We start from the raw sequence: 15,206 nt of genomic DNA on the forward strand, positions 1-15,206 counted from the left end.
TTTGTTTAAACCATAAACCGAATCTTTTGAAACTATCCAGGGAAATCAAAACTGGGATTATCGTAGTCGCTGGAATCGTAGCCTTTATTTTTGGGCTTAGCTACTTAAAATCCTCTCCTCTTTTTGAAAATAACAAGACGTTTTACGCTGTGTACGATGATGTCGGGGGACTTCAGCCTGGTACTACGGTTTCCATAAATGGGTTCAATGTTGGGAATGTAACCAATATTCGATTTAAGGATAGTTCCGGAAAATTGTTGGTCACATTAACGGTAAGCAATGATTTTGAATTTTCAGAAAACAGTATTGCAGAGCTTTTTGATACAGGTATTATCGGAGGGAAAAGCGTTCAAATCGTCCCTGTCTTTGATGAAGCTCCCATAGCAAAATCGGGAGATACCTTGCCATCCAAAATAAAACCTGGGATTACCGAATTGGTCCAACAAAAACTTACTCCATTGCAATTAAAGGTGGAAGGGGCGGTATCCAATGCCGATTCTTTGTTGATGAATGTAAATCAAATATTGGATGAGCCTACAAAAAAACAACTCAAACAAACCATAGTATCGTTGAACGAATTGGTAAGATCCTTTAAGGGAAGTGCGGATAATTTGAATATTTTGTTGGACAACAACAAAATGCAACTGGATAGTTCTTTGAAGAATGTCAGTCATATCACTTCAAATTTTTCCAAACTGTCGGATTCTCTCGTGAATTCCGATTTGGGCGGAACCTTGACAGAGTTCCAGACTACCGTGAGCCAATTGAACGATATCTTGGCCAAAATTGAAAGAGGAGAGGGTTCTTTGGGTAAATTGCATAAAGATGATGCGCTTTACAATAATTTGGCAGAAGCTTCGAGAGAGTTGGACCTTCTTTTACAAGACTTTAGGCTCAACCCCAAACGATATGTAAACGTTTCCGTTTTTGGTAAAAAGCAGAAAGAGTACACACTTCCCGAGAACGATCCGGCGGAGCAGCAGGATTCTATTCAACAAAAAGAGAATCAATAAATGGAATATATACCCAATATCATATTTGCCATTGCCCTAATAGTGGGTATTGGCTTTTTTGCCCGTAACGTAAAAAAGTTATCCAGGAACATTAAACTGGGAAAGGATGTTGATGTAAGCGACAATAAATCCCAGCGGTGGAAAAATATGGCCAAGATAGCCTTGGGGCAGACCAAAATGGTGGTGAGACCTATTGCCGGCTTAATGCACGTCATCGTTTATGTGGGATTCATCATCATCAATATAGAGGTGTTGGAGATTATCCTGGATGGACTTTTGGGAACACATAGACTGTTTTCCCCACTTGGTTCCGTCTATAACTTTTTGATAGGGTCTTTTGAGGTATTGGCATTTTTGGTAATTGTGGCCGTAGTCGTTTTCTGGATCAGAAGAAACGTTATCAGAATACAACGATTTATAAAGCCCGAAATGAAAGGTTGGCCCAAAACCGATGGGAATATGATTCTCTACATCGAGTTTGTACTCATGATCTTGTTCCTGACCATGAATGCCGCAGATTTTCAGTTGCAGCAATTGGGAGCTGAACATTACCTTAGGGCAGGCACATTTCCCATAAGCCAATTTATTGTTCCTTTGCTGGACGGACTTTCAGAATCTTCTTTGATTTTGGTGGAAAGAACAGCGTGGTGGCTACATATTTTGGGAATTTTGGCCTTTTTGAACTATCTCTACTATTCAAAACATTTACATATCCTATTGGCTTTCCCGAACACCTATTACGGGAAAATAAAGCCTCAGGGACAATTTAATAATCTGGCATCCGTCACCAAAGAAGTAAAATTGATGATGGACCCCGATGCCGACCCATTTGCAGCTCCTGCCGAGGAGGATGCTGCAGAGCCCGAAAAATTTGGAGCTTCCGACGTCATGGATTTTAACTGGGTCCAATTGTTGAACGCCTATACCTGTACCGAATGTGGCCGTTGTACCTCCGAATGTCCGGCCAACCAAACAGGCAAAAAATTATCTCCACGTAAAATTATGATGGATACCCGCGACCGTTTGGAAGAAGTGGGTAAGATCATGGATGCCAACAAAGGAGAGTTTGTTCCGGATGGCAAACAGTTGTTGGGCGATTACATCAGTCATGAAGAATTATGGGCTTGCACCACCTGTAACGCTTGTGTGCAGGCATGCCCCGTAAGCATAGACCCATTGTCCATTATTATGGAAATGCGAAGATACTTGGTCATGGAGCAATCAGCGGCGCCAACAGAGTTGAACAACATGATGTCCAATATAGAGAATAACGGAGCCCCTTGGCCCTATAATCAAATGGACCGTTTAAATTGGGTAAACGAATAAATCTAAGACTATGAGTGAGCAATTAAAGGTAAAAACCATGCAGGAGTTTATGGCTGAAGGCAAACAGCCAGAAATATTGTTTTGGGTTGGCTCTGCCGGTAGTTATGATGATCGTGCCAAAAAGATTTCCAGGGCTTTTGTAAAGTTGTTGAACAAAGCCAATGTTGATTTTGCTGTTTTGGGCACCGAAGAAAGTTCAACCGGGGATGTGGCCAAAAGAGCAGGGAACGAATTTTTGTTCCAGATGCAGGCCATGATGAACATTGAATTGTTGAACGGCTACGAGATAAAACGTATTGTAACATGCGATCCACATTCGTTTAATACCCTTAAAAACGAGTACCCCGGTTTGGGAGGTAATTATGACGTTGTTCACCATACCCAGTACTTAAAGGAACTTATAGATAAAGGACGCTTAACCATTACTGGTGACGGATACAAGGGAAAACGTATCACTTTTCACGACCCTTGTTATTTAGGTCGGGCCAACTCAGTTTTTGATGCGCCCAGAGAAGTGCTTTCCAAAACCAATGCAGAGTTAGTGGAAATGAAGCGGCACAAGAAAACAGCGCTATGCTGTGGCGCAGGTGGGGCCCAAATGTTCAAGGAACCTGAAAAAGGGGATATGGACATCAATGTTATGCGTACTAAAGACGCCTTGGAAACCAAACCGAACATAATAGCAACGGGTTGTCCGTATTGTAACACCATGATGACTGATGGTATTAAAGCGCACGAAAAGGAAGATAGCGTTACGGTTATGGATGTGGCCGAATTGTTGGCAGACTCCCAAGGTTTATAAAAATAGGTTATTACGAATGTAGGGCCCAGTTAGGTCTGGACCATTTTAGATAAAGAATATGCTAGCGGATTTTAATGAATTGCCCAATCACTCCCGAATTTGGATTTATCAAGCCAACAGGAGTTTTACGGATGAAGAACTGGAAGAATTGAAAGAGAGTCTAACGGCTTTCCTAAAGGAATGGACGGCCCACGGCAGTGATCTGCACGCAGGGTTCGAGATAAGGTACAAGAGATTTATTGTAATTGGGTTGGATCAGACCAATGCCAGTGCTTCAGGCTGCTCTATAGATGCCTCCGTACATTTTATACAAAGCTTGGAACAAAAATACAATGTACAATTGTTGGATAGGATGAATGTCTCTTTCAAACAAGGAGAATTCATTGCTTATAAACCGTTGAAAGATTTCAAGAAATTGGCCAAGGCCAAATCCGTTTCCCCAAATACTATCGTTTTTAACAATTTGGTTGCGACCAAACAAGAATATTTGGAGAATTGGGAGGTTCCGGCCAGTGAGAGTTGGCACTCCAGATTTGTATAGCAAACTCTTAAATTATCTTAATTTCTATGCTTTCCTCGATGAAATGCAATATTTTTAGCGGCATCAAGTTCAGGTCTTAGACAAGATATTTATGCGGATAAATCTCTATCTCTCCTTTCTACTACTATTTAGTTTGCAGGCCATTGGGCAGAACAGTCCATTGGTTGTTAAAGATTCTGTGGCCCAAATGGCTTGGGTCGAAAACCAGTATGCAAATATGTCCCTTCAGGAAAAAGTGGGGCAGTTGTTTATGGTGAGCGTTGCATCCAACCAAAATAAAGCAGCAACCGATAGAGTAAAAACCCTTGTAAAAGAGCAAGGCATCGGAGGGGTTATATTTTTGGTCGGAGGCCCTGTTCAACAGGCAAAATTGACCAACGAGTATCAATCTGCCGCTAAAGTGCCTTTACTTATTGGTTCTGACGCCGAATGGGGCATGGCCATGCGGTTGGATTCCACTTATGCATTTCCATGGAACATGACTTTGGGAGCTATTCAAGACAGCTCCATTGTGGAAAAAGTTGGTTATCAAATTGGAAGGCATGCAAAACGTTTGGGAATCCACATCAATTTTGCCCCCGATTTGGATGTCAATAACAACCCACAAAATCCCATAATCGGAAACCGCTCTTTTGGCGAGGATCCCAAAAACGTGGCTCAAAAGGGGCGTGCTTTTGTTCGGGGCATGGAAAAGGCGGGTGTGCTCTCCAGCGGCAAACATTTTCCTGGACATGGCGATACTGCTACGGACTCCCATAAATCTTTACCGATCATCAATTCGTCATTACAACGATTGGATTCGATAGAACTTTATCCCTTTAAAAAGGTAATGGAAGCAGGTTTGAGCTCTACCATGGTGGCTCATTTGGATGTTCCCAGTTTGGAACCAAGGGAGGGCCATCCTTCAACCTTATCAAAAAACATAGTGACCGGGGTCTTAAAAAACAAACTGAAATTTGAAGGACTCGTCATCACCGATGCCTTGAATATGAAGGCGGTCTCCGAATTTGCTCCTGAGGGCAAGGTGGAACTGGAAGCGTTTTTAGCTGGCAATGATTTGCTGCTGATGCCCCAAAATGTCCTCAAGGCCAAAGAAACCTTTGTGAAAGCGTATGATAATGGAGTAATCACAGAACAACGACTGGCTGAATCTGTCAAAAAAATATTGATGGCCAAATACAAGGCAGGTCTGTATAATTACCGACCTGTGGATTTAGAAAATCTTCTTGAGGATTTAAATGGAATTGAAAATGATGTGGTCTACGAGGAAGCCATTGAAGGAGCCATAACAGTTGCAAAAAACAACTTTTCGTTGATGCCCATCAAAAAATTGGACAACAAGAAAATCGCTTATGTACATTTTGGAGATGATTCTGGAACTATGTTTCACTCATCATTGAACAAATATCATAAAGTTACCCATATCAAGGCCAAGGATATTGCCGCCTACAAAAAGGAATTGGCCAATTATAATTTGGTGATTATCGGTTTTCATAAAGACAATTCAAGTCCTTGGAAAGGGTACAAATTCTCCGAAAACGAACTTTTTTGGCTGGAGGAAATATCCCGATTGCGAACAAGCAACACCATTTTGGCCCTATTTGCCAGACCCTATGCTTTATTGGATGTCCTCAATTTTGATACTGTTGATGGGGTAGTGGTCGGTTATCAGAATAGCAAGATTGCCCAGGAAAAAGTAGCCGAGGTCATTTTTGGGGCCATCGGTGCAACAGGAAAATTGCCTGTATCTGCCCATGACGAGTTTCCGGTAGGGACTGGACTGGATGTAAATCCGATACAACGGTTGGGTTACAGTATTCCAGAACGGGTCGGAATGAATTCTGAAATGTTGGCCGAAGTGGATACCTTGGTTCAAGATGGTCTGGATTCTTTGATGTTTCCGGGGGCACAGGTGTTAATTGCCAGAAGGGGAAAGGTGATTTATAACAAGAATTTTGGCAAACCCACCTATCAATCGGATAATGCTATTGAGGAAGAATCCATTTACGACCTGGCGTCCTTGACCAAGATTTTATCCACATTGCCCATGATCATGAAGATGGAAGAGGAGGGAAAAATAGCTTTGAACGATACCTTCAAGGATTTGATTCCAGAATATGATGACACTGATTTGAAGGATGTATCCGTTTTAAAAGCATTGTCCCACTACGGGCGTTTACCCTCATGGATAGCCTTTTATCTGGATACTCTTTCAGAGGACAGAAAGCCCTCCTCGCAATTTTACAGAAAAAACCCATCCGAAGCTTTTCCGTACAAAGTGGCCGAGCACCTTTACTTGACCAGGTCTTATAAAGATTCCATTTATAATAAAATAGGGAGACAGAGCCTTAAATCCAATAGATACCGCTATAGTGATGTTGGGTACTATGTTTTTAAAGAATACATCGAAAAGACCTATCAAAAATCCATTGATAAATTGGTGGACGAGTTCCTTTACAAGCCCATGGGACTGCAACGGACAACCTTTAACCCATTGAAAAAGTTTTCTAAGGACGAGATAGTTCCTACCGAAGAGGACGACTATTACAGATATCAGACGGTGCAGGGCTATGTTCACGATATGGGCGCGGCCATGCAAGGGGGTGTTGGTGGACATGCAGGGCTTTTTAGCACGGCAAATGAGGTCGCAAAAATTATGCAGATGTATTTGCAGGGAGGTTATTACGGAGGGGAACGATTTTTTAGCGGTAGAACGATAAAAAGATTTAATACGTGCTATTTCTGTAATAAAAATGTGAGACGAGGAGTTGGTTTTGATAAACCGCAGCTAGAAGAAAAAGGCCCTACTTGTGGATGTGTTTCCAGAAAAAGTTTTGGGCACAGTGGTTTTACCGGTACGTATACCTGGGCAGACCCCGATGAAGAAATCGTTTATGTATTTCTTTCCAACCGAACCTATCCGTCTGCAACCAACACATTGTTGATCAAATCTGGGTTGCGAACCCGTATTCAGCAGGCCATTTATGATTCCATTATCAATTAGGTATAAAATATTGCAGTAGATTTGTTCTTATGAAAATAGCGATTGTATGTTACCCGACATTTGGCGGTAGTGGAGTAGTGGCCACAGAATTGGGCATTGCCCTTGCAGAACGTGGACACGAGGTACATTTTATAACGTATCGTCAACCTGTTCGTTTGGAACTATTGGGAAACAACATTCATTTTCATGAGGTGCATGTACCGGAATATCCTTTGTTCCATTACCAACCTTACGAGCTGGCCCTATCCAGTAAGTTGGTGGATACCATAAAGCTTTACGATATTGAACTGTTGCACGTACATTATGCCATTCCGCACGCTTATGCAGGGTATATGGCCAAAAAGATGCTTCAGGAATACGGTATTTTCATTCCTATGATTACCACGCTCCACGGTACGGACATTACTTTGGTTGGCAAACATCCCTTTTATAAACCAGCGGTAACTTTTAGCATCAATAAGTCCGATGTGGTAACTTCTGTTTCGGAAGCCTTGAAGAAAGATACCTTAAAGCTTTTCGACATTGAAAAGGAAATCGAAGTGATTCCCAACTTTATAGAAACCACAAAATATAAAAACAGCTTTACCGATTGCCAACGCTCGATGATGGCCAAGGAAGATGAAAGGATCATTACCCATATCAGTAATTTTAGAAAAGTAAAGCGGATACCTGATGTGGTCAAAATATTTTATCGCATTCAACAAGAAATTCCGGCTAAACTCATTATGGTCGGGGAAGGTCCCGAAAAGGAAAAAGCCGAAGATATGTGCGATAACTTGGGTATTAAGGATAAAGTATTGTTCTTGGGAAATAGCAACGAGATAGATCGGATACTATGTTTTTCGGATTTGTTCCTGCTTCCTTCTGAAACGGAAAGTTTCGGATTGGCTGCCTTGGAGGCCATGATCAATAAAGTAGCCGTAATTTCAAGTGATACGGGCGGTATACCCGAAGTAAATATTGATGGGGTATCAGGTTATTTGGCAAATGTGGGCGACGTGGATACCATGGCGGAAAAAGCTATTGATATTTTAAGGGATGATGAAGTTTTGGACAAGTTCAAGGAAAATGCATTCAATGTAGCATCCAAGTTTGATATTGTCCATATTTTACCCTTATACGAAGACCTTTATGAGAAAGCTTTCAAATCCCGATTTAAAAACACGTTTTAGTGATCAGGTCGCTTTTGTTCATATCGTTTGTTTGCTTACTTTCCTGCAAGGCACAAAAGAAAGAAAATGCTCCTGTAGGTGAACAAATAGCCGATATGGTACTAGTGGATCATGATGATTTTAGCAATATTGAAGTCTACGAAACCCGAGTAATACGAGATGCAAAATCGTTGCGAAAGTTTTATTCAGAGGTAAATAAAACGCGTAAACCGGGACTCCCTGTACCGATTATCGATTTTTCCAAAGAAACGGTAGTCTTAGTTTGTTTAGGGGAACAGAAAGGAAAAAAAACAGCAAGGTTGTCAAAAATAAAAGAGACTGATAATGAGGTCTCTATAGCAGTGGAAATCCTTGATGAAGAGCAACAGGGAGAAATCACAATACAGCCATTATATTTTCCATTTTATCTCTATAAAATGCCTTTAATCGATAAAACCATAGCTTTTCAAAAAGTAGGAAAATAGATAATTGAAGGGAGAAATTACCACTTATCGAATTTTACGGTAGTTAAAAGTTCATTGTCAAATTTATGTTTTGATTAACTTAGATTTGGTTTCGATAACCTCAAATCGAAAATTATGAACGCTTTAAAAACTGCTTTTGCAGTTCTTATACTATTCAGTACCGTTTCCATCTTTGCCCAAGATGTAGAACTCACCAAAAAAGACAGTATTGTGCAAAGCTACTGGTTGGTTTCCCTTGGAGCCAATGCTGTAGATGATTCCGGCCATGAATTCAATAAACTTTTTGATATTGAAAATGCTTGGAACATAGCGCCATATCCATCGAGGGTAAGTATTGGTCGTTATTTCAAGAATGGTATAGGTATGGAGGCGATTGGAAGTTATAACCAATACCAAGAAGGAAAGAGGGTCGATGGAGCAATAGTACAGGAAGACATAGACTATTTCGGGTTGGACTTTCGATTGAGTTATGACCTTAATATGATACTCGGGGAAACTGGTTTTTTTGACCCTTATATCGGGATTGGTGCCGGTTATACCGATGCCAACAATCAGGGAAGGGGCACGTATAATGCGGTAATCGGTTTTCGCACATGGTTCTCTGACCATTGGGGATTGGATTTCAATTCGACTGGGAAATGGGCGATGGATGCCGAGAATGCGACCAATCATATCCAGCATGCACTAGGTGTAGCTTATAGGTTTGAAGTTGAAAAAGGACTCTCGAGAAAAGGACAGGAAAAACTAGCTCTATTACAGGAAATGGAAAAAGAGCAGCAAAGAATCCAGGATTCCATAGCACAGGCAGAAGAGGCCGAACGATTGGCTGAACGTCTACAAAAAGAAAAAGAAGCCGCAGCACTTGCTGCTGCCGAAAAAGCTAGAAAAGAGGCAGAAGAAGCTCGTAGAGCTGCACTTCAAAACAAAATCAACGATTTAGGGAATGTATACTTTAAGTTGAATTCATCTTATTTGACCTCTAAAGATGAAGAGTTGTTGGATCAGCTTGTGGCTATTATGAACGATGAGCCCAACTTGACCATTAGGGTAACAGCCCATACCGATTCGCGGGGAACGAAAAAATATAATCAGTGGCTCTCTGAAAGAAGAGCGGAACGCACTGTTGCATATGTGATTTCGAAAGGAATTTCTGAAGATAGGATCAGTCATGAAGCCTTTGGGGAAACCCAATTGGTGAACGATTGTGGAGATGGGGTTTACTGTACGGAAGAACAGCATGCCAAGAACAGAAGATCTGATTTTGAGATAACCGCTTTTGATTGAGAATAACTTGATTAAAAGGTATAAGAAAAATAATTATACCAACTGATTGTAAAAAAGCACAATTGGGAAGACTAGTTAAAATGGAAAATAACCTTAACTTTTTATAATGACACTACTTAATTTATTAAACTGTTTTATTTACAAGAAAAAGCAGGTGTTTGGTAAATTTTTACTGCTACTTGTACTTTTAATTTCCCCCTTCTCGTATAGCCAGTATGACAAGGTGGTGGTCATTGGAGCCTCTATCATGGAGCAAGTATATGGACGTGATCTGGTCACTCCGAATGCAACACGAACCACCGAATGGCAAAATAATGGCGTAGCTGTGGATGTCTACGGTTATGGTTTTTCAGGTTATGATATTAACCAAATCATTCCCGAAGTACAAAATGCAATGAGCACCTTTACATCCAATACGCTCTTTATGATCCATATTGGAGGTAATGATGTGACTGCAACTAGGCCATATGCTACGGCAACACAGCCCCAGCTGGATGCTATCAGCCAGGCATATGATGATTTGTATGCGGCAATTGACCCTGCTCGATTAAACGATGTGATTGTCATGCCCATAACTTTTAGGGAATATACTGGTGATGACGTATACAATAATCAAGAGCTGGGTAGTTTGCCTTATAACCAAAATATCTTGATTCCGAAAATATTGGCCAACACCCCGGCACAAATAAATTCGGATGGAAACCCAATTGTAGACTTGTATAATTTCAATAGGAATAATCCAGAAACCTATTCACTGGACAATATTCATCCAACAATTCCTGATGGGGAGATTTTACTTTCTGACTACATGAGCCAGGGGGCATCCTATTTTATCAATAGTGAAGCTACGCCTCCAGACCCTATAGCACCGGCAGATGACAATGATGGAGACTTTATCGTGGACAGCCAAGATTTGGACGATGATAACGATGGCATATTGGATGTGGATGAGGCTGCCGATTGTGCTGTTGGAGGTTCCTCTTTGGTTTGGGGTAATCCCACATGGAGTGGAGGTGATCCAGATGATGATGTTTCCTCAACTGCTACCACGACCATTGATGGTACCGTGGTGACAGCGGATAATTCACAGACTGATTTTCCTCAACTTCAAAATTCTGCTTTTGCCACTGAGGGTACCGCTTTCAATGGCGTAGATGGTTTGCTTTTACAAGCACCTACAGCTCAATTTTTGGATAGTGTAAATATTTTGCGATACCGTGTTAGCTTTGATAGACCGGTGACCGACGTGTCCTTCCGTATAGTGGATATCGATTTAAGGGAGTTGGCAGATGGAGATCCATATATTGGTCAAGTAAAAGTGACTATTTCAAACCAAGGCCAAGTAATTACACCAACTGCTGGTACCGATTATACAGTTGGTTCTGCAGTTACGGATTTAGGAGGAGGCTTTTTTAGAGGTAATTCTTGGGTTAATGGTACCCCTGATATAGGTGATGTAGTGTATAATTTGAATCAACCAGTAGACGATATTTTTATTGAGTTGGCGAACGTTGACCCAACAACAACAGCTGCTACTCCTGGGAATATGGCAATTCTTATTTCAGACATTTCCTGGTCCTGTGCAGTTGTTGATACCGATGGAGATACTATTCCAGACCATTTGGATAATGACAGTGATGGTGATGGCTGTTTCGATGCCATTGAAGGTGATGGTGGTTTTACTTTAGCTGATGTTGATGGAGATGGTAGACTTGTTGGTGATGTAGATGCTAATGGTATTCCAGTTAGCGCAGGTGCTGGTCAAGCCGATGTAAGCAGTACGGATAATACAGTAACCAGTGGTGCATGTGACGATGATGGTGATGGTCTAACAAACGATGAAGAAACAGCCTTGAGTACAGATCCATTAAATCCCGATACCGATGGTGATGGGGTGGAAGATGGTCAGGAAGTAGCTGATACCAATGACCCATTGAATCCATGTGACCCCGTTCAAGTTGCAGGATACACGGGCTACGACAGCGCCAATGCCATTTGGGCCGCTGCCGACTGTGATGGTGATGGCGTGACCAACGGTGATGAGGTTACCAACGGCACCGATCCTTATAGTAATATCGATACAGATGGCGATGGTATCAATGACGATACCGAAATCAATAACGGAACCGATGAGAACGACCCATGTTCTCCGGCACAGGCTGCAGGATATACGGGTTACGACAGTGCCAATGCCATATGGGCCGCTGCCGACTGTGACGGTGATGGTGTGACCAACGGTGAGGAGTTCACCAATGGCACCGATCCTTACGCAGTTTCCGCTGACACCGATGGTGATGGTATCGATGATGACAACGAGATCAATAACGGAACCGATGAAAACGACCCATGTTCTCCGGCACAGGTTGCAGGATACACGGGCTACGACAGTGCCAATACCATTTGGGCCGCTGCCGACTGTGACGGTGATGGTGTGACCAACGGTGAGGAGTTCACCAATGGCACCGATCCTTACGCAGTTTCCTCTGACACCGATGGTGATGGTATCGATGATGACAATGAGATCAATAACGGAACCGATGAAAACGACCCATGTTCTCCAGCACAAGCTGCAGGATACACAGGTTACGACAGCGCCAATGCCATTTGGGCTGCTGCCGACTGTGATGGTGATGGCGTGACCAACGGTGAGGAGTTCACCAACGGCACAGACCCTTATGCAGTTTCCGCTGACACGGATGGCGATGGTATCGATGATGACAACGAGATCAATAACGGAACCGATGAGAACGACCCATGTTCTCCGGCACAGGCCGCAGGATACACGGGCTACGACAGCGCCAATGCCATTTGGTCCGCTGCCGACTGTGACAATGATGGCGTGACCAACGGTGATGAGTTCACTAATGGCACCGATCCTTACGCAGTTTCCGCTGACACGGATGGTGATGGTATCGATGATGACAACGAGATCAATAACGGAACCGATGAGAACGACCCATGTTCTCCAGCACAAGCTGCAGGATACACAGGTTACGACAGCGCCAATGCCATATGGGCCGCTGCCGACTGTGACGGTGATGGCGTGACCAACGGTGATGAGTTCACCAACGGCACAGACCCTTATGCAGTTTCCGCTGACACGGATGGCGATGGTATCGATGATGACAACGAGATCAATAACGGAACCGATGAGAACGACCCATGTTCTCCAGCACAAGCTGCGGGATATACGGGTTACGACAGTGCCAATGCCATTTGGGCCGTTGCCGATTGTGACGGTGATGGTGTGACCAACGGTGATGAGTTCACCAATGGTACAGATCCCTATGCAGTTTCCGCAGACACCGATGGCGATGGTATCGATGATGACAACGAGATCAATAACGGAACCGATGAGAACGACCCATGTTCTCCAGCACAAGCTGCGGGATATACGGGTTACGACAGTGCCAATGCCATTTGGGCCGCTGCCGACTGTGACGGTGATGGTGTGACCAACGGTGAGGAGTTCACCAACGGTACAGATCCCTATGCAGCTTCCGCTGACACCGATGGCGATGGTATCGATGATGACAACGAGATCAATAACGGAACCGATGAGAACGACCCATGTTCTCCAGCACAAGCTGCAGGATACACGGGTTATGACAGTGCCAATGCCATTTGGGCCGCTGCCGATTGTGACGGTGATAGCGTGACCAACGGTGATGAGTTCACCAATGGTACAGACCCTTATCTAGCAAATATTGATTCTGATGGCGATGGAATAGACGATGATGTTGAGATTACCAATGGTACCGACCCCAATGATCCATGTGACCCCGCTCAAAGTGTGGATTATACGGGGTATGATTCCAACAATACAGTTTGGTCATCGGCGGATTGTGATGGTGATGGCCTAACAAATGGTGAAGAACTCAGTTTGGGAACAGATGTGTATAATGCAGATACCGATGGGGATACTATCAGTGATGGACAAGAAGTTACAGATGGTACTAATCCTTTTGAAGATTGTGACTCAGTTGGAGGAACACCGCTGCCAGATTCATTTTGTGATCGCGATAACGATGGCTTAACTGATGAAAACGAAGCCGAATTGGGAACTGATCCTGATAATGCCGATACAGATGGAGATACCATTGAAGATGGTCAAGAAGTAGCTGATGGCACGGACCCACTAGATTCTTGTGATTCCAATGGGGGAACACCACCACAAGGAACCATTTGTGGTGTTGAAATCGGGAATTCGATTATTACACCGGATGGTGATGGGGTAAATGACAGATTTACACTAAACAATATCGAATTGTATCCTAATAATAGTGTGGAAATCTTCAATCGTTGGGGAGCTGCAGTTTTTAAAACTGAAGACTATAACAATAACTCCAATGCTTTTGAAGGAATTGCAAATACTGGAACATCACTCAATAAAGGAAATGTGCTTCCTGCTGGAATTTACTTCTACATTATAAAATATGTAGACGAAGGAGTGTCCAAAAATGCATCCGGTTATTTATACATCAACCAATAAGAAACTTAAGATATACTAAAAATGAAGAATTATTTTATAACAACATTAGTCGTTGCTTTGGGAATTACCACCATGGCCACTGCGCAACAAGACCCACAGTATACCCATTACATGTTGAATACTATAGTTATAAATCCTGCATACGCAGGAGCAGGTAATGTTTTAAGTGTTGCTGCCTTGCACAGATCACAATGGATAGGTCTTGATGGTGCTCCGGAAACCCAAACGTTGAGTATTGAGAGTCCTTTAGGTGAAAGACTCGGTATTGGATTCTCCTTGGTTAATGATAATATTGGTGATGGAACGGTTCAGCAAACCTATATGGATTTAGCCTTTTCATATACCATACCTGTTTCCCAATATGGAAGTTTGGCCTTTGGTCTAAATGTAGGGGGGGATTTCCTTAATGTGGATTTTTCTAAATTGGTGAATTATGGAGCCGAGACCAATTTACCCAATATAGATAATAAGTTCTCACCGAATGTTGGTTTAGGAGTTTATTTCCGTCAGGAAAAATTTTATGCAGGTCTTTCTGTGCCAAATCTTTTGGAAACAGAACATTTTGACAACTCATCTACAGGAACCTCATATGTGGCAAAAGAAAGGATGAATTTTTATTTGCTTTCAGGTTATCAATTCGACTTGAACCCGGACTTGGCATTAAAACCCGGTTTTATGGTTAAAGCCGTTAGCGGCGGATCTTTACAGGTTGATTTGACGACAAGCTTGACCTTTAATGATAAATTTTCAGTTGGTGCGGCATATCGTTTGGACTCTGCTGTCAGTGCCTTGTTTAGTGTGAAATTGGCTGAAAAATTTCTTGTTGGCCTTGCTTACGATGTTGAAACATCTGAATTGGGCAGTACTGTGTTCAATGATGGTTCTTTTGAGGTTTTCCTAAGATTTGATTTTCTAAATAGACTCAATAGGAGGAACGTAATGGGCAGGTTTTATTAGATAAATCAGCATTGACCGGTACGTTTATTTTCTTTTGGAAAAGTGTATAAACTTTTTTGATAATACCGTTCTGGAAAAGATTCCTTCTTCAGAACGGTTTTTTTTTATTTCAAACTTAGTTATGGCATACCAAACTATGTGCGATATACTG

10 protein-coding genes are annotated in these 15,206 nt (G+C 42.4%); all 10 read left to right on the forward strand.

Annotation, left to right across the window (positions count from 1 at the left end; translation table 11 throughout):
* Positions 1-26 precede the first annotated feature (26 nt).
* The 10 genes from J0654_RS02520 to J0654_RS02565 all read left to right on the forward strand — a co-directional run bounded on the left by J0654_RS02520 (position 27) and on the right by J0654_RS02565 (position 15,055).
* The gene (locus J0654_RS02520; RefSeq protein ID WP_207026193.1) at positions 27-1,013 is read left to right on the forward strand and encodes an MlaD family protein; all 987 of its coding nucleotides are present in this window, start codon (positions 27-29) and stop codon (positions 1,011-1,013) included.
* Complete coding sequence (locus J0654_RS02525) at positions 1,014-2,339, forward strand: 4Fe-4S dicluster domain-containing protein (protein WP_207026194.1); 1,326 nt, start codon at positions 1,014-1,016, stop codon at positions 2,337-2,339.
* Between the two features lie 10 nt (positions 2,340-2,349).
* On the forward strand, positions 2,350-3,141 hold the full coding sequence (locus J0654_RS02530) for a (Fe-S)-binding protein (protein ID WP_207026195.1): 792 nt from the start codon (positions 2,350-2,352) through the stop codon (positions 3,139-3,141).
* A gap of 58 nt (positions 3,142-3,199) precedes the next feature.
* Positions 3,200-3,682, forward strand: coding sequence for an ABC transporter ATPase (locus tag J0654_RS02535; protein WP_207026196.1), 483 nt, complete (start codon positions 3,200-3,202; stop codon positions 3,680-3,682).
* 91 nt (positions 3,683-3,773) lie between these two features.
* Complete coding sequence (locus J0654_RS02540; RefSeq protein WP_207026197.1) at positions 3,774-6,686, forward strand: glycoside hydrolase family 3 N-terminal domain-containing protein; 2,913 nt, start codon at positions 3,774-3,776, stop codon at positions 6,684-6,686.
* A 29-nt stretch (positions 6,687-6,715) separates the two neighbouring features.
* Complete coding sequence (bshA, locus tag J0654_RS02545; RefSeq protein ID WP_207026198.1) at positions 6,716-7,858, forward strand: N-acetyl-alpha-D-glucosaminyl L-malate synthase BshA; 1,143 nt, start codon at positions 6,716-6,718, stop codon at positions 7,856-7,858.
* 95 nt (positions 7,859-7,953) lie between these two features.
* Positions 7,954-8,322, forward strand: coding sequence for a hypothetical protein (locus J0654_RS02550; RefSeq protein ID WP_207026199.1), 369 nt, complete (start codon positions 7,954-7,956; stop codon positions 8,320-8,322).
* A gap of 114 nt (positions 8,323-8,436) precedes the next feature.
* Positions 8,437-9,606: an OmpA family protein gene (locus J0654_RS02555; RefSeq protein ID WP_207026200.1), complete on the forward strand. Its 1,170-nt coding sequence runs from the start codon at positions 8,437-8,439 to the stop codon at positions 9,604-9,606.
* A 106-nt stretch (positions 9,607-9,712) separates the two neighbouring features.
* On the forward strand, positions 9,713-14,098 hold the full coding sequence (locus J0654_RS02560) for a T9SS type B sorting domain-containing protein (RefSeq protein WP_207026201.1): 4,386 nt from the start codon (positions 9,713-9,715) through the stop codon (positions 14,096-14,098).
* Positions 14,099-14,119: 21 nt separating this feature from the next.
* Positions 14,120-15,055, forward strand: a complete 936-nt coding sequence (locus tag J0654_RS02565) for a PorP/SprF family type IX secretion system membrane protein (RefSeq protein WP_207026202.1) — start codon at positions 14,120-14,122, stop codon at positions 15,053-15,055.
* The last annotated feature ends 151 nt before the right edge of the window (positions 15,056-15,206 follow it).

Source organism: Flagellimonas profundi (assembly GCF_017313275.1).
Lineage (GTDB): Bacteria > Bacteroidota > Bacteroidia > Flavobacteriales > Flavobacteriaceae > Flagellimonas > Flagellimonas profundi.